This is a genomic window from Sphingomonas sp. UBA978, from assembly GCF_002292295.1.
In the GTDB taxonomy this organism is placed as follows: domain Bacteria; phylum Pseudomonadota; class Alphaproteobacteria; order Sphingomonadales; family Sphingomonadaceae; genus Sphingomonas.
This window is the reverse complement of sequence record NZ_DBBS01000020.1, coordinates 145,568-166,724: the sequence shown is the minus strand read 5'-3', so window position 1 is coordinate 166,724 and position 21,157 is coordinate 145,568. Positions and strand designations below refer to the sequence as shown.

Sequence of the window (21,157 nt, the reverse complement as noted above, 5' to 3'; positions counted from 1 at the left end):
CCGGCCATAGAGCGCGCCGATGAACCGCGGATGTCGCCCGCCGCCGCACGTCGCGCTTGGCTTTATGCCGCAGGGCAGCATAGTGGCGCGATGCGGATCGCGATCATCGACACCAGCACGACGCGTGCCGCGATCATCTCCGAAGGGCTGCGCGAGGCGGGGCTCGGCGACCTCGCGCTGATCGATCCCGCCGGGCCGCTGCTCGCGCAGCTGGAGGCGGCACGGCCCGAGGTGGTGCTGGTCAACCTCGAAAATCCCAGTCGCGACGTGCTGGAGGATTTCTTCGCGATGAGCCGCGCGCTCGCCCGCCCGATCGCGATGTTCGTCGACCAGAGCGATGCCGAATCCACCGCCGCCGCGGTCGATGCGGGCGTGTCCGCCTATATCGTCGACGGGCTCGCCAAGCAGCGGATCAAGCCGGTGCTCGACCTCGCGGTGCGCCGCTTTCAGGCGTTCGCGCGGCTCCAGAACGAACTGGCCGAGGCGAAGAACGCGCTCGCCGACCGGCAGGCGGTCGACCGGGCCAAGGCGATCCTGATGAAACGGCGCGGGCTGGACGAGCCCGCCGCCTATGCGCTGCTGCGCAGCCACGCGATGCAATCGAACCGGCGCATCGCCGAGATCGCCGAGGCGATCGTCACCAGCGACGCGCTGATGGGAGATTTGTGATGTTCCGCATCGGCTTCCTGCCGCTGGTCGACGCCGCGCTGCCGATCCTGGCGCACGAACAGGGCTTTGCCGCGGCCGAAGGCGTCGGCATCGAGCTGGTCCGCGACATGACCTGGGCGACGGTGCGCGACCGGCTGCTCTACGGCCATACCGATGCCGCGCATCTGATCGCCCCGCTGGCGATCGCGACCACGCTCGGCCGCGGCCGGCCGGCGGTGCCGCTGAGCGTGCCGTTCGTGCTCGGGCTGAACGGCAATGCGGTGACGCTGTCGACCGCGCTGGCTCAGGCGGTGGAGCTGGGCGACGGGCTCGCCGATCCGGTGGCGCTCGGCGCGCGGCTGCGCGCGGTGGCGACGGCGCGGGCCGCGGCGGGAACGCCGCTGCGCTTCGGCGTCGTCCATCGCTATTCCAGTCACAATTACATGCTGCGCTACTGGCTGGCCGCGGTCGGCATCCAGCCCGATCGCGATATCGAGATCGTCGTCACCAGCCCGCCCTTCGCCGCGGACGCGCTCGCGGCGGGCGAGGTCGACGGCATCTGCGTCGGCGAACCGTGGAACAGCATCGCGGTCGATCGCGGCGTCGGCCGCATTGCTTTGGTCACCGCGCAGATCTGGCGGCGCGGGGTCGAGAAGGTGCTGGCGCTGCGCAACGACACGATGGCGGAGCGCGGCGACGAGGTTGCGGCGCTGCTGCGCGCCTTGCACCGCGCCGCCGCGCATTTCCTCGCGCCCGATACCGCGGAGGACAGTGCCGCGATCCTGTCGCGACCGGAATATTGCGCCGCCCCCGCCGCGACGGTGCTGCGCGCGATCACCGACCGGGTGCGGCTGGCGCAGGATGCCGAGGCGCTGCACATCCCCGATTTCATGTTCCAGTATCGCGAGGCGGCGAACTTCCCGTGGCGCAGCCAGGCGGCGTGGCTCTATTCGCAGATGACGCGCTGGGACGGCACGCCCTTTTCCCCCGAGGAAGCGAAGGCGGCGGAGGGCGTGTTCCGGCCCGATCTCTATCGCGCGGCGCTCGCCGGATCGTCGGCGACACTGCCGGGGGCGAGTTCGAAAATGGAAGGATCGATCGATTCGGCGACCGGCGTCGGCGCGACGCAGGGGCGGCTGATCCTCGGCAGCGACCGCTTCTTCGACGGGCGCGCCTTCGATCCCGACAAGATACCGGCCTATCTGAACGGGTTGGCGGGATAGCCTCCGCTCCTTCCTCCGCCCTCCCCGACAATTCCCCCGGATGACCAAAAAGAGCTAGGATGCTGCGCCTGAACCACTTTTTGCTGCACGCGCGAAATACCCTTGCGCTGCCGGTACGAATCAGGCATTTTTCGCATCGTCGGGCGATGAAGCCGGACACGAAATAGACGTCGGGACTGTCCAACGGGGGGCGGGATCGACGGCAAGGGGTCGGCGACCGCCCTCCCCTATACGGCAACGAAGCCGCCAGGATGCAACCAGCGATGGTCGACGTCCTGGCGGCTTTTTCTTTGTCCAGCGCAGATGGGGGACGGCATATGGCCACGGCACTCTGGCAAGACGATCGAACGAGCGACAAGACCGGTTTCTGGGCGAGCGGCCACACGCCGACGCTGATCGCGGCATTCCTGTATTTCGACCTCGCCTTCATGGTGTGGGTGCTGCTCGGCCCGCTCGCGCCGGACATCGCACGGACGCTGGCGCTCACCCCGGCCGAAAAGGGGCTGATGGTCGCGACGCCGACGCTGGCGGGGGCGATCCTGCGCGTCGTCAACGGGCTGCTCGTCGACCGGATCGGTCCCAAGAAGGCGGGCGCGATCAGCCAGATCATCGTCATCGCCGGGCTGTTCTCCGCCTGGACGCTGGGGGTGAACAGCTTCGCCGGCACGCTCGCGCTGGGCGTCGTGCTGGGCTTCGCCGGCGCCAGCTTCGCGATCGCGCTGCCGCTCGCCAGCCGCTGGTATCCGCCGCAGCATCAGGGCAAGGCGATGGGGCTTGCCGGCATGGGCAATTCCGGCACCGTGCTCGCCGCCTTGTTCGCGCCCGCACTCGCCAAGCTGTTCGGCTGGAACGCGGTGCTCGGCCTCGCCTGCATCCCGCTGACCCTCGTGTTCGTCGCCTATATGCTGATGGCGAAGGATGCGCCGGATGCCCCCGCGCCCAAGAGCCTCTCGCAATATCTGACGCCGCTGAAGTCTGGCGACGCCTGGTCGCTGATGGGCTTCTACGCGGTGACCTTCGGCGGCTTCGTCGGGCTCGCCGCCAGCCTGCCGATCTATTTCACCGACCGGTTCGGGCTGACCACGATCCAGGCCGGCTATTGCACCGCCGCCTGCGTCTTCGCCGGATCGCTGGTGCGGCCGATGGGCGGTGCGCTGGCGGATGCGGTCGGCGGGGTCAAGGCGCTGACCGCGGTGTTCGTCGTCGCCGCGCTGGCACTCGCCGGGGTCAGCATCGCGGGCAGCGTCGAGGCGGCGCTGGCGCTGTTCGTCCTCGCCATGCTGGCGCTCGGCACCGGCAACGGCGCGGTGTTCCAGCTGGTGCCGCAGCGCTTCGCTGCGGAGATCGGCGTGATGACCGGGCTGGTCGGCTTCGCCGGCGGCATCGGCGGGTTCTACCTCGCCTCCTCGCTCGGCATCGCCAAGCAGCTGACCGGCAGCTTTTCGTCGGGCTTCCTGATCTTCGCCGCCCTCGCTCTGGTCGCCTTGACCGGTCTGACCCTAGTGAAGCGCGGATGGCGTGCGCGCTGGGGCGCCGCCGATACGGTCCGGATCTGATATGCGCTATTCCTTCGCTCTCCCCCTCCTCTCGCTCGCCGGCACGGTTCCCGCCACGGCGCAGACGATCACGCCGCTGATCGACGCCCGCCTGCGCCACGAACATGTCGCGCAGGACGGCCTGCCCGACCGGTCCGACGCGGTGACCGCGCGCATCCGCGCCGGCGTGCAGGTGAGCGAAGGACCATGGTCGGCGCTCGCCGAGGCACAGGGCAACCTCGCCATCGTCGGCGACTATTACGACGGCCTGCACGGTTCCGCGGCGCAGCGCCCGTCGATCAACGATCCGCAGAGCATCGCCCTGTACCGCGCGCAGCTGCAATATCGCACCGCGCCGCTGACGCTCACCGCCGGGCGCCAGCGCATCCAGCTCGACGACGAGCGCTTCGTCGGCGCGGCGGCGATCCGCAACAACGGCCAGACCTTCGATGCGGTCCGCGCCGAGGTCGTGCCGGTGAAGGGGATCAAGGCCGACGTCACCTATGCCTGGAGCCTGCGGACGATCTGGGGCATCGACGGGGCCGGCGCGCGGCCGCAGGCGGTGGGCGGCGACAATATCTTCGCGACGCTGGGCTGGGCTTCGCCGGTCGGCACGCTGACCGGCTTCGCCTATCTGGTCGACCAGGACGAGGCGCCGGTGCAGGGGTTTCGCCTGTCGAGCCAGAGCTATGGCGTGCGGCTGGCGGGATCGCGCAAGCTCGGCAGGACGACGCTGAGCTGGCAGGCGAGCCACGCCCGCCAGTCGGATTACCACCGCAACCCCAACGACTATAAGGCCGATTACTGGCTGGCGGACGTCGGCCTGGACTTTGCCGGACCCGGGGCCGGCTCCGGGGCCGGGCCGAAGCTGGGTGCGGGCTACGAGGTGCTCGGCGCGGACCGGGGCACGGCGCTGACCAGCTTCCAGACGCCGCTGTCGGCGATCTTCAAGTTCCAGGGCTGGGCGGACAAGTTCACCACCACCCCGGCCGACGGCATCCGCGACCTCTACGCCAGCGCCGGCTGGGGCTGGAAACAGGTCGGCAGCTTGCGCAACGTGTCGCTGCAGGCGGTCTACCACCGGTTCGAGAGCGACCGGCTGGTCCGCCATTACGGCAACGAGATCGACCTGCTCGCGCAGGCGAAGCTCGGCCGCACCACCGCCAGCGTCCGCTACGCCGATTACGACGCGGACCGCTTCGCCACGAACACCCGCAAACTCTGGCTCCAACTGGACTGGACGATATGACAGACACGCGTGAACATCTGGTCGTGGTGGGCAACGGCATGGCCGGTTGCCGCGCCGTCGAGGAACTGATCGCCCGCGATCCCCACCGCTATCGCGTGACGATCTTCGGCGCCGAACCGCACGTGAACTACAACCGGATCATGCTGTCGCCGGTGCTGGCGGGCGAGAAGACGTTCGACGAGATCGTCATCAACGACGCCGCCTGGTATGCCGCGAACGCGATCGAGCTGATCGCCGGCGATCCGGTGCAGGGAATCGACCGCGCGGCGAAGACGGTGACGGCGCGATCGGGACGCAGCGTGTCCTACGACAAACTGCTGATCGCGACCGGGTCCGATCCGTTCATCATCCCGGTGCCGGGCAAGGACCTGCCCGGCGTCATCAGCTTCCGCGACATGGCGGACGTCGACCATATGCTCGCCGCGGCGGGACGCGGCGGCGATGCGGTGGTGATCGGCGGCGGGCTGCTCGGCCTCGAGGCGGCGCACGGCCTGAGCCTGCGTGGCATGAAGGTCACCGTCATCCACCTGATGCCGACGCTGATGGAGCGGCAGCTGGACGAGGCGGCGGGATGGCTGCTCAAGTCGGCGCTGGAGGCGCGCGGGCAGACGATCCTGACCGAGGCGCATACCGCCGCGATTCTCGGCGACACGCAGGTCGAGGGCGTCGCGCTGAAGGACGGCACCGTCATCCCCGCGAGCCTCGTCGTGATGGCGGTCGGCATCCGCCCGTCGGTAGCGCTGGCGCGCGACGCGGGGCTCGCGGTCGGTCGCGGGATCCAGGTCGACGATCATATGGTCACCTCCGATCCGTCGATCCTCGCGGTCGGCGAATGCGTCGAGCATGACGGCAACGTCTATGGGCTGGTCGCGCCGCTGTGGGACATGTGCCGCGCGCTCGCCGACGGGCTGACCGAACGCCACACCGGCTATCGCGGCTCGGTCACCTCGACCAAGCTGAAGGTCGCCGGGCTCGACGTCTTCTCGGCGGGCGATTTCTCGGGCGGCGACGGGGCGGAGGACATCGTGCTGCGCGACGCCAGCCGCGGCGTCTACAAGCGCGTCGTCGTCAAGGGCGACCGCGTCGTCGGTGCGGTGCTGTACGGCGATACCGCGGACGGCGGCTGGTATTTCGACCTGCTCAAGCGCGCGGAGGACGTCTCCGCGATCCGCGACATGCTGATCTTCGGCCAGGCCTTCGCCTCGGGAGGGGGGCAGGCGGACCCTAAAGCGGCCGTTGCGGCGCTCTCCGACGATGCGGAGATCTGCGGCTGCAACGGCGTCACCAAGGGCAAGGTCGTCGCCTGCATCGGCGCCGGCAACGCGACGCTGGATGCGGTGCGCGCGACCTGCAAGGCGTCCGCCTCGTGCGGGTCCTGCACCGGACTGGTCGAGACGCTGCTCGCGGTGACGCTGGGCGACGATTATTCGGGCGAGCGCACCGTCCGGACGATGTGCAAATGCACCAGCTTCGGCCACGACGACGTCCGGCGCGAGATCGTCGCGCAGGGCATGCGATCGATCCCGGAGGTGATGCAGAAGCTGACGTGGAGCACGCCCGACGGCTGTTCGTCGTGCCGGCCGGCGCTCAATTACTATCTGCTCTGCGCGCTGCCAGGCGAGTACAAGGACGATCAGCAGAGCCGCTTCGTCAACGAGCGCCTCCACGCCAACATCCAGAAGGACGGCACCTATTCGGTCGTGCCGCGGATGTGGGGCGGCCTGACGTCCCCCAAGGAATTGCGCGCGATCGCCGACGTCGTCGAGAAATTCGACGCGCCGATGGTGAAGGTGACCGGCGGCCAGCGGCTCGACATCTTCGGGATCAAAAAGGAGGATCTGCCCGCGGTCTGGGCGGATCTCAACGCCGCCGGGATGGTCAGCGGCCATGCCTATGGCAAGTCGCTGCGCACGGTGAAGACCTGCGTCGGATCCGAATGGTGCCGCTTCGGCACGCAGGATTCGACCGGCCTCGGCGTCAAGGTCGAGCGGATGACCTGGGGCAGCTGGATGCCGCACAAGTTCAAGATCGCGGTCAGCGGCTGCCCGCGCAACTGCGCCGAGGCGACGATCAAGGACTTCGGCGTGGTCTGCGTCGACAGCGGCTACGAACTGCACGTCGGCGGCAATGGCGGGATCAAGGTCCGCGCCACCGACTTCCTGTGCAAGGTCGCCACCGAGGAGGAGGCGATGCACTATTGCGCCGCCTTCATCCAATTGTACCGCGAGGAAGCGCGCTATCTGGAGCGCACCGCGCCGTGGATCGAGCGGATCGGCGTCGACTATATCCGCCAACGGATCGCCGACGACGCGGAGGGCCGCGACGCGCTGGCCGCGCGCTTCCGTTATTCGCAGACCTTCATGCAGGACGACCCCTGGGCCGCCCGCGCCGCTGGCGACGCGCGCGAACAGCATGCGCCGATGGCGGTCTTCACACCTCTGGACAGCGCGCCAGTCGAATCATGGAGGGAAATGGCATGATCGGCGAATGGCTCGACATCGGCTGGGTCGACGAGATTCCCGTCCGAGGCAGCCGCACGGTACAGGTCACCGGCGGCGACGACATCGCGGTGTTCCGCACCGGCGACGGCAAGGTCTTTGCGCTGCTCGACCGCTGTCCGCACAAGCACGGGCGGCTGTCGCAGGGCATCGTGCACGGCGGGGCGGTCGCCTGTCCGCTGCACAACTGGCGGATATCGCTGACGACGGGCGAGGCGCTGGGCGAGGACAAGGGCTGCACGCCCGTCGTGCCGGTGAAGGTATCGGCGGGGCGCGTGCTGATCTGCCGCACCAGCGTGCTGAAGGCGGCGGCGTGAGGCGCGGCGTAAAAGCCCCTCCCCTTCAGGGGAGGGGTTGGGGTGGGGCCTGTCCGCGAGCGATGCTCTCGGTGAGACACCGCCCCACCCCCAACCCCTCCCCTGAAGGGGAAGGGCTTTGAGCGCGGTCCGCACCACCTGCGCCTATTGCGGCGTCGGCTGCGGCGTCCTCGCCACCCCGACCGGCGAGCGCACCGCCACCATCGCCGGCGACCCGGACCACCCCGCCAACGCCGGCCGGCTCTGTTCCAAGGGCACGCACCTCGGCGAGACGATCGGCCTCGACGGTCGCCTGCTCACCCCCATGATCGGCCAGCGCCGCGCGTCTTGGGACAAGGCGCTGGACCTCGTCGCCCGCAAGTTCCGCGACACGATCGCCAGGCATGGCCCCAACAGCGTCGCCTTCTACGTGTCCGGCCAGCTGCTCACCGAGGATTATTACGTCGCCAACAAGCTCATGAAGGGCTTCATCGGCTCCGCCAACATCGACACCAATTCGCGCCTGTGCATGTCGAGCGCGGTCGCGGGGCACACCCGTGCCTTCGGCGAGGATATCGTCCCGGCCAGCTACGACGACCTCGACGCCGCCGACCTGATCGTGCTGGTCGGCAGCAACACCGCCTGGTGCCACCCGATCGTCTATCAGCGCATCCAGGCCGCGCGCGCCGCCCGCGGTACGAAGCTGGTGGTCATCGATCCGCGCCGCACCGAGACGGCGGACGAGGCCGACCTGCACCTCGCCATCCGCCCCGGCAGCGACGTCGCTTTGATGCACGGGCTGCTCGCCTGGTGCCGCGCGGCGGGCGTGGTCGACGATGCCTATCTGGCGCGCCACGTCGCCGTGCCGGACCGCTTCTGGGATGCGTTCGGAGAGGGCAGCGACCTGTGGTCGACCGCGCGCGCCTGCGACGTGCCGCCGGACGACCTCAGGCGCTTCTTCGACCTGTTCGCCGCCACCCCGCGCACCGTGACGCTGTTCAGCCAGGGCGTGAACCAGTCGCTCGCCGGGACGGATCAGGTCAATGCGATCGTCAACCTGCACCTCGCGACGGGACGCATCGGCAAGCCCGGCGCGGCGCCCTTCTCGATCACCGGCCAGCCCAATGCGATGGGCGGCCGCGAGGTCGGGGGCCTCGCTTCGACGCTGGCCGCGCATATGGACTTCGCGCCCGACAACGTCGCCCGCGTCGCCCGCTTCTGGGCCGCGCCGGACGTGGCCGCCAAACCCGGGCTGAAGGCGGTCGACCTGTTCCGCGAGCTCGGCCACGGTCGGATCAAGGCGCTGTGGGTGATGGCGACCAACCCCGCCGTGTCGATGCCAGATGCCGGCCGGGTGCGCGAGGCGCTTGCCGCCTGTCCGTTCGTCGTGGTCAGCGACGTGATCGCGCAGACCGATACCAGCGTCCACGCCCATGTCCGCCTGCCCGCCGCCGCTTGGGGCGAGAAGGACGGCACCGTCACCAATTCCGACCGCACGATCAGCCGCCAGCGCGCCTTCCTGCCGCTGCCCGGCGAGGCGAAGCCCGACTGGTGGATCGTCACGCAGGTCGCGCGGCGGATGGGGTGGAAGACCGCCTTCGCCTATGATCGCCCCGCGGAGATCTGGCGCGAGCATTGCCGCCTGTCGGCCTATGAGAATCACGGCGAACGCCTGTTCGCCCTCCCCGGCCATGCCGCGCTGGGCAATGCCGCCTATGACGCGATGGCACCGTTTCGCTGGGGCGGCACGCCGTTCGCCGACGGGCGCTTCCCGACGCCGGACGGGCGCGCGCGGCTGGTGCCGGTTGCGCAGAAACCGCTCGCCCCACCGCTTGCCGACTGGCCGATGACGCTCAACACCGGGCGCTATCGCGACCAGTGGCACAGCATGACCCGCACCGGCCTGTCGCCGAAGCTCGCGCGCCATCGCGAGGAGCCTCTGGTCGAGGTTCACCCCGACGATGCCGCCGCGCTGGCGCTGACCGACGGCGGCCTCGCCCGGGTCGCCACGCCGCAGGGCGACAGCCTGTTCCGGGTGCGCGTCGCGACCAGCCAGCGCGTCGGCGAGCTGTTCGCCCCGATCCACTGGACCGATCGCAATGCCACCGGCGGGCGCACCGGCCTGCTGCCGCGCCCGCTCGCCGACCCGATCTCGGGGCAGCCCGGTTTCAAGGCGACGCCGGCGCGCATCGCCCCGGTCGCAAGCGCGTGGCGCGGGTTCGTCATCGTCGCAGGCGAACTTGCCGCCCGCCCCGACTGCCTGTGGGCGACGCGCGTCGCGGTGCCGTGCGGCACCGCCTGGGACCTTGCCGGCGACGGCGACCCCGCCGCGCTCGACGCGCTGCTGCCCGCGGGCGAGCGGCTGGAGACGATCGACGCCGCGCGCGGCACCCGCCGCATCGCGATCCTGCGCGACGGTCGCCTCGCCGCCGCACTGTTCGTCACCCGCGACGGGACGCTGCCGCCGCGCGACTGGCTGGTCGCGCAACTCGCCGAGCCGCAGGCCGCCCCGACGTTGCTCGCCGGCCGCGCGCCGGGCGTGCAGGTCGACCGCGGGCCGATCGTCTGCGCCTGTTTCGACGTCGGGCTCAAGACCATCCTGACCTGCATCGCCGACCAGCGCCCGACCGATGTCGCCGCGATCGGCACCGCGCTGAAGGCCGGGACCAATTGCGGGTCCTGCCGCCCCGCCCTCGCCAAGCTGCTCCAGGAAGGCTCCAGCCATGCCGCATGACATCATCGCCCCCGGCACCGTCTGGCTGGTCGGCGCCGGCCCCGGCGACCCGGAGCTGCTGACCCGCAAGGCCGAACGGCTGATCGCCGCCGCCGACATCGTCTTCCACGACGCGCTGGTCGGCCCCGGCGTGCTCGACCTGATCCCCGCCGGGATCGCGCGGATCAGCGTCGGCAAACGCTCCGGCCGCCATTCGAAGGACCAGGGGACGATCGACGACATGATCGTCGCCGCGGCGCTGGCGGGGCAGCGCGTCGTCCGGCTGAAGGGCGGCGACCCGTCCGTCTTCGGCCGGTCGACCGAGGAGATCGCGGCCTGCGCGGCGCACGGCATCCCCGTCCGCATCTGCCCCGGCATCACCGCCGCCAGCGCCGCCGCGGCCTCCGCCACGCTGTCGCTGACGCTGCGCGGTCAGGCCCGCTCGCTGACCCTCGTCACCGCGCATGCCCGCGCTGGCGAACCGCTCGATCTCGACTGGCCGATGCTGGCGCGGACCGGATCAACGCTCGGCGTCTATATGGGCCGCGCCGCCGCGGCGGAGGTCGCGCGCAACCTGATGGACGCCGGCCTGTCGCCCGACACGCCGGTGCTGGTCGCGGTCAACGTCTCGCTGCCCGACGAGCGCCTGATCCACGGAAGGCTGGATGCCTTGTCGTTCCTGGTGCGGACGATCGGCGATCGCGACCCCGCGCTGCTGCTGATCGGGGCGGCGATGGCGCCGTGCCGAGCCGTAGGTCGGACGGACTCCCCCGCGCCGCGGCACCGGCGCGTTGCCGACGCGTTGGTTGGCCGAGAAGGAGATACCATCATGCCCGACCCGAAGACCGACGACCGCATCCTCTACGTCCCCGCCAGCCCCAATGTCGGCGCCGCCGATCCGGACGGCCATCCCGACGATGCGAAGGCAGCGGCGAAGGATCAGGCGCGCGCCGACGATCTGGCGGCGAAGGTCGCGATCGGCGACGAACTGTCGGCGTATGAAACCGTCGCGGGACGCGGCGTCCGTCAGGACTGACCGCGCCCCGCGCGCTCGTCAGAAAGCGTAGCGCGCGCCGAAGATGAACTGCCGGCCGCTGTGCGTGAGGACGTTCAGGCGGTTGCTGGCATCGACATACTGGTCGTTGAACTGGTCGGTGAGGTTGATCATCTCGAGGCTGAGCTTCAGCGCGTCGGTGATGTTGTAGCTGACCTGCGCATCGACGTTGGTGGTCGAATTGGTGCCGTTGTAGCTGTTGCCCTCGGTGCCCGGCACCGCGGTCAGATATTTGTCGCGATAGGCGATCGAGCCGCGGATCGAGAAGCGCTTGGTCTCGTAATAGACCGTCGCATTGGCGGCGTGACGCGACAGGCCGACCAGCGGCTGCGTCACGGTCGCGGTGCTGGTCGCCGACAGCAGATATTTGATGTCCGACTTCACGAACGTATAGTTCGCCAGCACGCCGAAATCGCGCAGGAAGCCCGGCAGGAAGGTGAGCGGCTGCTGCACGTTCACCTCGAACCCGCGCAGCTTGCCGCCGCTCGAATTGACCGGCTGCGTCACCGTGAAGATGTCGTTCGGGGACGCCGCGCTGCCGGTCAGCAGCGATGCCGGCAGGCCGAGGTCGGCGAACGGCACGTTGACGCTGAGCGACTGGACGAAGGTACCGATATCCTTCTGGAAGCCCGAGATCGCATAGACCGCGCCCTTGGTCGGATACCATTCGAGGCTGGCGTCGATATTGGTCGATTCGGTCGGCTTCAGATCCGGATTGCCCGAGCTGAAGCCGCGGTTGCTGCCCGAGATGTTGAGGTTGCCGCCCGGCGTCAGCGAGGCGATGCCGGCACGCGCCAGCGTTTTCGCCGCACCGGCGCGGATCAGCAGCGTGTCGGTGATGTCGAAGACGAGGTTGGCGGACGGCAGCCAGCGATTGTAGCTGCGCTCGGCGGTGACGAGGTTCACCGACGTCCCCTGCCCCGCATAGCCGGTCGAGAGCTGGTTGGTGTGGACGTAGCGCAGGCCGGCATCGCCGCGCAGCGGCACCCCCGCATCGGCGAGGTTGAATTCGGTCATGCCCCAGGCGCCGGTGTCGCGCTCGCGCACCGTGATGTACGATCCGCGCGCGGTCGCATTGTCGAGCCGCCCGACCGCGTAGAGCGGGTTGGTGTAGATGCCGTACAGCTCGGCGAACTTGTTGATGTCCGGCACCAGCCACGACGTCGGCGTGCCGCTGGGCAGGTCGATGCCGCGGCCGAAATCGGTGTGCAGCGTCGTCGCGGCGGCGAGCTGCGCCGGGGTCAGCGTCTGCACCACCGTCTCGCCCGCGTTGCGGCGGCCTTCGGTCGAGGAATATTGGAACTCCCGCCAGTCGAGGCCCGCCTTCAGCTTGATGACCGGGCTGGCGGTCCATTCCAGATAGCCCTTGGCGGTCTTGAAGCTGTTGTCGACCGTCTGCGGCCGGACGCGGACCTCGCTGTTGCCGTTGGTGAAGGTGTAGCTCGCCGCGCTGGTGACGTCGAACCCGGGGCGGATCGTCGGGAAGCGGGTGGAGAAGTCGTAGTAGAAGTTGTTCGAATTGACCGCGTCGATCGTCACCGTGGTCTGCGTCGGGTTGGTGAATTCGGACTTGGCATAGCCGACGGTGCCGACGAACTTCACCGCATCGCCGAACTTCTGTTCGAGGTTGGCGGTGCCCTGGTAGAAATCGGTGCGCAGGATATCGTAGCGGCTCTGCGAGCGGACATCGACATTGTCGAACGTGCCGCTGATGATGTTGCGGTTCGCATCGACCACGCCCGACCGGATGATCGTCTGCGGCTTGCCAGTGCCCGAACGGCTGAAGCTGATCGCCTGGATCTGCGATTCGGCGCGGCTGCCGTCGAGGCGCGAATAGAGGCCGTCGAGCGAGATCAGCGTCGCATCGGTCGGCTGGAACTGCACCGATCCCGCCGCACCGAGCCGCTTCTGGTCGATCTCATAGGTGACGAGGCCGGGGATGCGCGGATGGAACAGCGCCTGCCCGGCGTAATCGGTCTGCGCCGCCGTCGATCCGTAGTTGATCTGGCCGAGCGTATAGCCCGCCAGCGTCGAGGCGGCGTTGAAGCCGCCGTTGAACCCGCCATAGGTCCAGCGCGTGATATTGGCGCCCTCCTCGCGCAGCTTGCGCTCCTCGTACGCGACCGACATCAGCACGCCGAACCGGCCGTCGGGCGTCGAGGTGGTGACGAGGCCCGAGAAGCGCGGCGTCGCCTTGCGCCGCAGGTCGTTGTAGCTCGCCTGCGCGGAGATCACCGCGGTCGGCTTTTTGTAGTCGAACGGGCGCGAGGTCTGGAGGTCGACGGTCGCGCCGAGCGAGCCTTCCTCGACGTCCGCCGTCGCGGTCTTGCGGACGGCGAGGCTGTTGAACAGGTCGGAGGAGAAGATGTTGAAGTCGAAGCCGCGGCCGCGGTTGACGCCGCCCGAATTGTCGGTGCCGCCGGTGGTGCCGATCGCCTCCATGCCGTTGATGCGGACGCGGGTGTAATCGGGGCCGAGGCCGCGGACCGAGATGTTGCGGCCCTCGCCGTTCACCCGGCTGATCGCGACGCCGGGAATGCGCTGCAGCGATTCGGCGAGGTTGAGGTCGGGGAATTCGGCGATGTCCTCCGCCTTGATGACGTCGACGGTCGCGGTCTGGTTGCGCTTGATGTTGATCGCGCTGCTCAGGCTCTCGCGGAAACCGGTGACGACGATGTCCTGCGCGCCGTCGTCGAGCTGCGGCGCGTCGGCGACCTGGGCCACGGGCGCGACCGCGGGCGAGGCCGGCGGTGCGTCGGTGTCCTGCTGGTTGCCCGGCGCGCGGGCGGCCTTTTCCGCATTCGTCTCGGGCGCCTTCTGCGCGAAGGCGGGTGCCACGGAGAGGCCGATCGCCGCCGTGGTCAGCCCCAGCGCGATCTTCAGTCCACGGATGCCGGACATGCCCATCATCGATCCCCTCACTAATATGTCCGACCTTGCCGTATCCGGGGTCGGTTCTGTCAGGCTGGGGTAGCGCCGCGGGCACGCGCAAAGCCAACCTGAAAACGGCATGGATCGTTGCGGGTCGTGCATGGGTGGCGGACCATCGCCTTACCCCCTTCGTCATCCGCGTGCAGGCGGGGATCCGGAAACGCTGCCATCGGATAGACCCCGACCACCAGCCAGTCTGGATTCCCGCCTGCGCGGAACTGACGGGGGAACGGGGCCGGTGGGCGGACATCCAGCCACGAACTGGCTCGATCATCCCGCTTTTCGACTTGGACCCTGCCCCCCGCCCTCGCTAGCGTCGGCCCGACCCGCGACAAGACGGGAGCATGCACCGCACAGGAGAGTGCCCGATGACCGCCGCCGCCATCAAGGCCGACGCCAGCCCCGCGACCGGGCAACGCCCGACGCGGGTGCGCTACCGGATCATCGCGCTGATCTTCCTCATCACCTCGATCAACTATGCCGACCGCGCGACCTTCTCGATCGCCGGCACGCAGGCGTCGGGCGAACTGGGCCTGTCGCCGGTGCAGACCGGCTTCATCCTCTCCGCCTTCGCCTGGGCCTATGTGCTCGCGCAGATCCCCGGCGGCGCGCTGCTCGACCGGTTCGGCACCAAGCGCATCTATGCCGGCGCGATCGCATTGTGGTCGCTGATGACCGCGATGCAGGGCTTCGTCGGCTGGTTTCCGATCATCTCCGCGGTGGCGACGCTGTTCGTGCTGCGCTTCCTCGTCGGCCTTGCCGAGGCGCCGTCCTTCCCCGGCAACGCCCGGCTGGTCGCGGCATGGTTTCCCGGGCCGGAGCGCGGCACCGCCTCGGCGATCTTCAACAGCGCGCAATATTTCTCGCTGGTCGCCTTCGCACCGCTGATGGGCTGGCTGGCGCACAGCTTCGGCTGGCGATCGGTGTTCTGGGCGATGGGGCTGCTCGGCATCCTCGCCGCGCTCGCGTTCGTGCGCTACATCCACTCGCCCGTGCGGCATCCCTCGATCAACCAGGCCGAACTCGACCATATCGAGGCCGGCGGCGGGCTGATCCGGATGGAAGAGGCGAAGACGACGACGCGCAGCTTCACCTGGCCCAACGTGCGGCGGCTGCTCGCCAACCGGATGATGCTGGGCATCTATCTCGGCCAATATTGCATCAACGTGCTGACCTATTTCTTCGTGACCTGGTTCCCGATCTATCTGGTCAAGGAACGCGGCCTCAACATCATGGAGGCGGGGTTCGCCGCCGCCGCGCCGGCGATGTGCGGCTTCGTCGGCGGCCTCGTCGGCGGGTTCGCATCGGATGCGATCCTGAAGCGGACCGGCAACATCGACCTCGCCCGCAAGGGGCCATTGGTCGCGGGCATGCTGCTCGCCACCGCGATCATCGCCTGCGTCTGGGTGGAGGCGGAATGGCTGGTCATCGTGCTGATGGCGGTCGCCTTCTTCGGCAAGGGCGTCGCCTCGCTCGGCTGGGCGGTGATGGCGGACGTCGCGCCGAAGCAGCTCGCCGGCCTGTCGGGCGGCGTGTTCAACATGTTCGGCAACATCGCCGGGATCGTCACGCCGATCGTCGTCGGCTTCATCGTCGGCGCGACCGGGTCGTTCGACTGGGCGCTGGTGTTCGTCGGCGCGCATTGCCTGCTGACGATCTTTGCCTTCCTCGTCATCGTCGGGCCGATCCGCCGGCTGGAGCTGCCGGCATGACGCTCGATCGCCGCGCGCTGCTGACCGCCGGGGCAGCGCTGACTTTGCTGCCCGCCGCGGCCCGGGGGAAGGCGCCGCCGCTGCGGATCGCCACGCCGATGGCCGCGCCGCGCTGGGCGCTGCTGCAACGCCAGCTGCTCGCCGCCAATGCCGCGGCGTGCGAGGCGTTCTTCGCGAAATATGTCGGGCCGGGCGACGCCTTGCAGGTGTTCGAACGCTGGGGCGCGAACGACGGGCCGGACGATGCGGCGGAGGCGACCAACGACTGGGTGACGCTGCATGCGCTGGGCGCGCCGGACCGCCTGCTGACGCTGGCGCAGCGCTTCTGGGAGGGGCACCTGCGGCAATATACCGCAGCGCGCACGGTCGAGGTGCCGATCGCGCGAGCCGGCATGTATTATCGCGAGTTTCCGGTGCAGATGGACTGGCAGCACAACAGCGAGGGGCTGACGAGCTTCAACGTCATGGGGCTGAGCGCGCCGCGTGATGCAAAGCTGATCGCGCGCACCCGCCGCTATGCCGATTTCTACACCGGCCGGGACCAGTCCGTAACCAACTACGATCCGCACGCACGGGTGATCCGCAGCGTCCTGAACGGCAGCCGCGGGCCGATGCTGCGACAGGCGACGCCGCTCGACTGGACCGGCGATCCGTTCGACACCAGCGCGTTCCACATGGAGCATGGCGAGCAGAATTACGCGCAGACCCTCAGCCATTACGACGAATATGGCGACGTGGTCGGCGACAATCCGCTGAACCTGCAGGCGACCACGCTGGGCCTCAACGCCTATGCGCTGGGTGCGGGCGAGCGGTTCCGCGGCTGGGCGCTCGACTATCTCGACGCATGGATGGAGCGGGCACGGGCCAATGGCGATATCGTGCCGAGCCATGTCGGCCTCGACGGCAAGGTCGGCAAGAACTGGTGGAGTGGCGTCTATGGCTGGGGCTTCTCGCCCAGGGTGCCGCAGACCGGCAAGCGCGAGAACCGCAACCGCGTGCCGCGATCGATCACCGCTTTCTACAACGGCCTGCTGCTGACCGGCGACCGGGAGTATATCCACCTCTGGCGGCGGCAATCGGCGCGGATCAATGCCGCGTCGAAGCGGATCGACGGCGCGATGGCGGCGCCGACCATGTATGGCGCCGACGGCTGGTACGGGTGGAAGCCCGGCCCGTACCGCACGGGCGGGTTCGAGATCTGGTATGCAACGCAGGACCCCGCCGATCTGGCGGCAGCGGGCGACCATCCGTGGATCGCCTTCCTCCACGGCCGCAACGCGGGCTATGCCGAGCAGGCGCTGGCCGCCGACCTCGCGCGTGTGGCCGCGCGGGTGGCGAAGCGGCAGGCGGATCGCACGACGCGGATGGAACGGCTGGCCGACTGGACGATCGACATCAATCCGGCGAGCGCGACCGCGCTCATCCAGACGATGACCGGCGGCATGCACATCGCCCGCCCGCCATGGTCGCCGACCAGCCCGCCGCAGGGAGGCGTGCCGCTCCACTGCCGGCTGCGCTATTTCGACGCGGAGCGACGGCGCGCGGGTGTGCCGGAGGATGTCGCGGCGCTGGTCCATGCGCTCGGCGACCGGTCGACCGAGGTGACGCTGGTCAACACCGGTCGCGTCGCGCGGACGGTGACGGTGCAGGGTGGGAGCTATGCCGAGCATCGGATCGATGCGGTGACGGTGGACGGCGTCGCGCGGGATGTCGGCGGCCGGGAATTTACCGTGCGGCTGGAGTCGGGATGCGGCGCGCGGCTGACGCTGGCGATGACGCGCTACGCCAACCGGCCGACGCTGGCCTTTCCCTGGGATCGCTAGGCAGTTCTCCCTCGTCATTGCGAGCGCAGCGAAGCAATCCAGAGCCGAACCAAGACGCTCTGGATCGCTTCGCTACGCTCGCAATGACGGACGTGTCAGCCGCCCGGCTTGATATAGGGCGCCACCGCGAACAGCAGCCGTTCTTCGCGGCGCGGATCGTCCTCCACGCGCACCTGCCGGTCGAAGATCATCGTCCGCCGCCGCGCGAGATCGTACTGCGGCCATGCCGGCAGGCCCGCGCCATTAGGATCGCCAGTGCGTGCGAGCCGGATGAACGCATCCGCCATCTGCCCGGCGAGCCGCTGCGCCCCGGCATCGTTGCCGGTCCGTGCGTTCGGCACCGCGGTGTTGTCGAACACCAGCCCGATGTCGAGCGAATGGAAGGCGCCGAGCACCCCGCCCGCCTCCGGCGCGGGAAAGTCGAGCTGGTACATCCACGTCGGCGCATGGATTTTCGCGCGCTCTTCCACCTGGATCAGATGCCCGGGCCATGACCGCCCCGCGGTCGATGCGGCCAGCAGGATCTGCCCCGGCGTCCGCTGCGGATACAATTGGCGATAGCGCGCGATGACGTGGTCGACGCCGACGTCGCGCGTCATCTGCGACAGCAACCGCTCAGGCAGGTTCGCCCATGTCGTGTCGCCGCGCTTCAGCATCGCCTCGATCCACAGGCCGGTTTCGTCATGCGTGTTGCCGATGACGAGCGGGATGTGCGCCGCCTCGCGTGGGGCGTCGGGGTAGAAGGGGTGGCGTCGCAGGATGCTGTGGTCGAGCGTCGAGGTGAAGCTGATCTCCCCCTTCCCCTCCAGCGGATCGGTCATCGCCATCGCCGCGACCAGCTGCTCGACGGGCAGCGTCGCCAGCTCCGCCGCATCGCGCGCGCCGGCCTTCGCCATCCATGCTTTTGCCCGCGCCGTCGCGTGGTTGGGGCCGGCGGCGGTGACGTGCTGGCCGCTCATCGTCGCGGCGGCGTGGAACAGGGCGCGCGCCTCCGGCATCGCCATCAGCGTCACCACCTTGGCGCCGCCGCCGGACTGGCCGAAGATCATCACCCGTCCCGGATCGCCGCCGAATGCCGCGATCGTGTCGCGCACCCATTGCAGCGCGAGGATGATGTCGAGGCTGCCGACGTTGCCGCTCTCCGCCGGCCCGCCCGCCTGCGCGAGATAGGCGTAGCCGAGCCCCGCCAGCCGGTGGTTGAGCGTCACCACCACCACGTCGCCGCGCCGCACCAGCCGCTTGCCGTCGTAGAGCGGATCGGAACCGGACCCGTGCGCATGCGCGCCGCCGTGCAGATAGACCATCACCGGCCGCCGCCCGGCATCGAGCGCAGGCGTCCAGACGTTAAGGAACAGGCAATCCTCCGACGTCGGCTCCTCCGCCCTGGTCTGCGGCGAAGCAGGCCCGTAGCGGGTCGCATCCGCCAAGCCGGTCCATGGCTGCGGCGGCTCGGCGCGGCGAAAGCGGCGGGGCGCGGTGTCGGCGCCGTAGCGGATGCCGCGGAACACCAGCACGCCGTCCTCGCGCAGCCCCCGCACCCGGCCGTAGCGCGTCGTCGCGACCGGATCGGCGCCGCGCGCGCCCGCCGCCGCGGGCAGCACCGCCATCCCGGCCAGAACCGCACGCCGATCGATCGTCATCCCGCCGTCTCCGCACACAGCCGCCGCATCGGTGCGAGCGCCGGGTTATGGTTGTCGCGCCGCCACGCCATGAACAGCTCGACTGGCCGCTCCGGCTCGGTCGCGAAGCGGCGATACTGGACGTCCATCAGGTGCAGCCCCGATGCCGATTCCGGCACGATCGCCGCCGCCAGCCCGGCGTGGACGAGGCCGAGCATCGAATGGATCTGCGTCACGTGCTGGACGTAATGCGGGTTGACCCCGGCCTCGTCGAACAGCCGGATCAGCATGTCATGGAAATAGCCCGCGCCTTGCCGCGCGTACATGATGAGCGGCTGTCCGTCGAAATCCGCTGGCTCCAGCACCGATTTCGCCTGACGCGGATCGCCGGCGGGCAGCGCCACCACCAGAGGTTCGTGCAGCACCAGAGCGGTGTCGAATTCCTGCCGGGCGAGCGGCGGCCGGACGAAGCCGATGTCGATCAGCCCGGTGAGCAACGCATCGACCTGATCGGTCGTCACCATCTCGCGCAGTTCGAGGTCGATGTTGGGCAGCGCCGCGCGCGCCTGCGCGACGATCTGCGGCACGAGATTGTAGCCCGACACCGCGGTGAAGCCGATCGCGACCTTGCCAGCATCGCCCTTCGCCACGCGCCGCGCGGACAGCTGCGCGCTTTCCGCCAGACGGACGATCCGCCGCGCCTCGATCAGGAACACGCGCCCCGCCGGGGTCAGCGCGACGTTGCGGCTGGTGCGTTCGAGCAGGGTGACGTCGAGGATGCGCTCGAGCAGCTGGATCTGCCGGCTGAGCGGCGATTGCGTCATGTTGAGCCGCTGCGCCGCGCGGCCGAAGTGGAGTTCCTCGGCGGCGGCGACGAAGCAGCGGAGCTGGCTGAGTTCGAACATGGCCCAGCCTAACCGGCTCAGGCGGCGGCGGCGAGGGCCCTCGGGCTGACCCGCTCGATCAGGACGCGCAGGCTTTCGTGCTCGGCCTCGGACAGGTCGGTCAGCGGCGAGCGGACCGGACCCGCGTCGCGCCCGACGATGCGCATGCCCGCCTTGACGATCGACACCGCATAGCCGCGGCCCTGGTTGCGCAGCGTGATGTACGGCAGCACGAAGTCGCGCAGCTGCTGCATCACCTCCAGCTGGTCGCCGGCGCGCACCGCCTTGTAGAAGGCGAGCGCCCATTCCGGCATGAAGTTGAAGATCGCCGAGGAATAGGTGGTGACGCCCATCGTCAGATAGGGCGTCGCGAACGTCTCCGCGGTCGGCAGACCGCCGATATAGGTCAGCCGGTCGCCCATCCGCGCATAGATGCGGGTCATCAGCTCGATGTCGCCGACGCCGTCCTTGAAGCCGACAAGGTTGGGGTTGCGATCGCAGAGCCGGGCCAGCGTTTCGTCGTTCACCACCGCATTGTCGCGGTTGTAGACGATGACGCCGAGGCCGGTGGCGCGGCACACCGCTTCGATATGGCGTTCCAGCCCCTCCTGCTTGGCACCGACAAGATAAGGCGGCAGCAGCAGCAGGCCGTCCGCCCCCGCCTGTTCGGCGTCGCGGGCGATACCGGTGGCGATCGCGGTGCCATAGCCGCAGCCGGAGATGACCGGCAGTTTGCCGCCCGCTTCGGCCACCGCGGCGGCGACCACCGTCGCGACCTCCGCCGGAGTCAGCGAGAAGAATTCGCCGGTGCCGCCGGCGGCGAACAGGCCGGTCAGCTCATGCTGCAGCATCCAGGCGCAATGTTCGCGATAGGGCGCCTCGAGGAACTGGCCGTCCTCGTCGAAATGCGTGACCGGGAACGACAGCAGCCCCCCGCCAAGGTGGCGTGCCATATCGGTCGGGCTCATGTCA

At 69.4% G+C, this 21,157-nt stretch carries 13 protein-coding genes and 1 pseudogene; 10 read left to right on the top strand and 4 right to left on the bottom strand.

What is annotated here, in order from left to right:
* Positions 1 to 90: 90 nt before the first annotated feature.
* The 8 genes and pseudogenes from B2515_RS13275 to cobA form a co-directional block, all read left to right on the top strand.
* Positions 91 to 669 carry an ANTAR domain-containing response regulator gene (locus B2515_RS13275; protein WP_293877040.1) on the top strand — a complete coding sequence of 193 codons (579 nt, stop codon included), beginning with the start codon at positions 91 to 93 and terminating at the stop codon, positions 667 to 669.
* Positions 669 to 1,871: a CmpA/NrtA family ABC transporter substrate-binding protein gene (locus tag B2515_RS13270; protein ID WP_293877038.1), complete on the top strand. Its 1,203-nt coding sequence runs from the start codon at positions 669 to 671 to the stop codon at positions 1,869 to 1,871. The genes B2515_RS13275 and B2515_RS13270 overlap by 1 nt, the downstream gene beginning before the upstream one ends.
* A 317-nt stretch (positions 1,872 to 2,188) precedes the next feature.
* On the top strand, positions 2,189 to 3,427 hold the full coding sequence (locus B2515_RS13265) for a nitrate/nitrite transporter (RefSeq protein WP_293877036.1): 1,239 nt from the start codon (positions 2,189 to 2,191) through the stop codon (positions 3,425 to 3,427).
* Position 3,428: 1 nt separating this feature from the next.
* Positions 3,429 to 4,655 (top strand): alginate export family protein, encoded by a 1,227-nt coding sequence (locus tag B2515_RS13260; protein ID WP_293877035.1) that lies wholly within the window; start codon positions 3,429 to 3,431, stop codon positions 4,653 to 4,655.
* The gene (nirB, locus tag B2515_RS13255) at positions 4,652 to 7,135 is read left to right on the top strand and encodes a nitrite reductase large subunit NirB (RefSeq protein WP_293877034.1); all 2,484 of its coding nucleotides are present in this window, start codon (positions 4,652 to 4,654) and stop codon (positions 7,133 to 7,135) included. Before B2515_RS13260 ends, nirB begins: the two co-directional genes overlap by 4 nt.
* Complete coding sequence (gene nirD, locus B2515_RS13250) at positions 7,132 to 7,470, top strand: nitrite reductase small subunit NirD (RefSeq protein ID WP_204199344.1); 339 nt, start codon at positions 7,132 to 7,134, stop codon at positions 7,468 to 7,470. Before nirB ends, nirD begins: the two co-directional genes overlap by 4 nt.
* A gap of 118 nt (positions 7,471 to 7,588) precedes the next feature.
* Positions 7,589 to 10,183: a nitrate reductase gene (locus B2515_RS13245; RefSeq protein ID WP_293877031.1), complete on the top strand. Its 2,595-nt coding sequence runs from the start codon at positions 7,589 to 7,591 to the stop codon at positions 10,181 to 10,183.
* Positions 10,173 to 10,901: pseudogene (gene cobA, locus B2515_RS13240) on the top strand (uroporphyrinogen-III C-methyltransferase); the annotation flags it as partial. The gene B2515_RS13245 and the pseudogene cobA, both read left to right, overlap by 11 nt.
* Positions 10,902 to 11,216: 315 nt before the next feature.
* Here the strand turns inward: cobA and B2515_RS13235 are convergent.
* Positions 11,217 to 14,126 carry a TonB-dependent receptor gene (locus B2515_RS13235; RefSeq protein WP_293877029.1) on the bottom strand — a complete coding sequence of 970 codons (2,910 nt, stop codon included), beginning with the start codon at positions 14,124 to 14,126 and terminating at the stop codon, positions 11,217 to 11,219.
* A gap of 389 nt (positions 14,127 to 14,515) precedes the next feature.
* On the opposite strand from B2515_RS13235, the gene B2515_RS13230 reads away from it, so the two are divergent.
* Together B2515_RS13230 and B2515_RS13225 are read left to right on the top strand one after the other, a co-directional pair.
* Entirely contained in the window at positions 14,516 to 15,859 is a 1,344-nt protein-coding gene (locus B2515_RS13230) for an MFS transporter (protein ID WP_293877027.1), read from the top strand.
* Complete coding sequence (locus B2515_RS13225; protein ID WP_293877025.1) at positions 15,856 to 17,682, top strand: hypothetical protein; 1,827 nt, start codon at positions 15,856 to 15,858, stop codon at positions 17,680 to 17,682. Before B2515_RS13230 ends, B2515_RS13225 begins: the two co-directional genes overlap by 4 nt.
* A 95-nt stretch (positions 17,683 to 17,777) precedes the next feature.
* Here B2515_RS13225 and B2515_RS13220 read toward each other — a convergent pair whose 3' ends face one another.
* Genes B2515_RS13220 through kdgD form a run of 3 tightly spaced genes read right to left on the bottom strand, consistent with a single transcriptional unit; the run spans position 17,778 to position 21,153 of the window.
* Positions 17,778 to 19,322 (bottom strand): carboxylesterase/lipase family protein, encoded by a 1,545-nt coding sequence (locus B2515_RS13220; RefSeq protein WP_293877023.1) that lies wholly within the window; start codon positions 19,320 to 19,322, stop codon positions 17,778 to 17,780.
* Positions 19,319 to 20,206: a LysR substrate-binding domain-containing protein gene (locus B2515_RS13215; RefSeq protein ID WP_293877021.1), complete on the bottom strand. Its 888-nt coding sequence runs from the start codon at positions 20,204 to 20,206 to the stop codon at positions 19,319 to 19,321. The genes B2515_RS13220 and B2515_RS13215 overlap by 4 nt, the downstream gene beginning before the upstream one ends.
* A gap of 17 nt (positions 20,207 to 20,223) precedes the next feature.
* A complete protein-coding gene (gene kdgD, locus B2515_RS13210; protein WP_293877019.1) occupies positions 20,224 to 21,153 on the bottom strand; it encodes a 5-dehydro-4-deoxyglucarate dehydratase in 930 nt (309 codons plus the stop codon).
* Positions 21,154 to 21,157: the final 4 nt, after the last annotated feature.

Coding starts and splice junctions, on each gene's coding strand:
- B2515_RS13270 (WP_293877038.1), top strand. CDS start 669: ATGTTCCGCATCGGCTTCCTGCCGCTGGTCGACGCCGCGCTGCCGATC.
- B2515_RS13225 (WP_293877025.1), top strand. CDS start 15,856: ATGACGCTCGATCGCCGCGCGCTGCTGACCGCCGGGGCAGCGCTGACT.
- B2515_RS13230 (WP_293877027.1), top strand. CDS start 14,516: ATGACCGCCGCCGCCATCAAGGCCGACGCCAGCCCCGCGACCGGGCAA.
- B2515_RS13215 (WP_293877021.1), bottom strand. CDS start 20,206: ATGTTCGAACTCAGCCAGCTCCGCTGCTTCGTCGCCGCCGCCGAGGAA.
- kdgD (WP_293877019.1), bottom strand. CDS start 21,153: ATGAGCCCGACCGATATGGCACGCCACCTTGGCGGGGGGCTGCTGTCG.
- B2515_RS13265 (WP_293877036.1), top strand. CDS start 2,189: ATGGCCACGGCACTCTGGCAAGACGATCGAACGAGCGACAAGACCGGT.
- B2515_RS13220 (WP_293877023.1), bottom strand. CDS start 19,322: ATGACGATCGATCGGCGTGCGGTTCTGGCCGGGATGGCGGTGCTGCCC.
- B2515_RS13235 (WP_293877029.1), bottom strand. CDS start 14,126: ATGATGGGCATGTCCGGCATCCGTGGACTGAAGATCGCGCTGGGGCTG.
- nirB (WP_293877034.1), top strand. CDS start 4,652: ATGACAGACACGCGTGAACATCTGGTCGTGGTGGGCAACGGCATGGCC.
- B2515_RS13275 (WP_293877040.1), top strand. CDS start 91: ATGCGGATCGCGATCATCGACACCAGCACGACGCGTGCCGCGATCATC.
- nirD (WP_204199344.1), top strand. CDS start 7,132: ATGATCGGCGAATGGCTCGACATCGGCTGGGTCGACGAGATTCCCGTC.
- B2515_RS13260 (WP_293877035.1), top strand. CDS start 3,429: ATGCGCTATTCCTTCGCTCTCCCCCTCCTCTCGCTCGCCGGCACGGTT.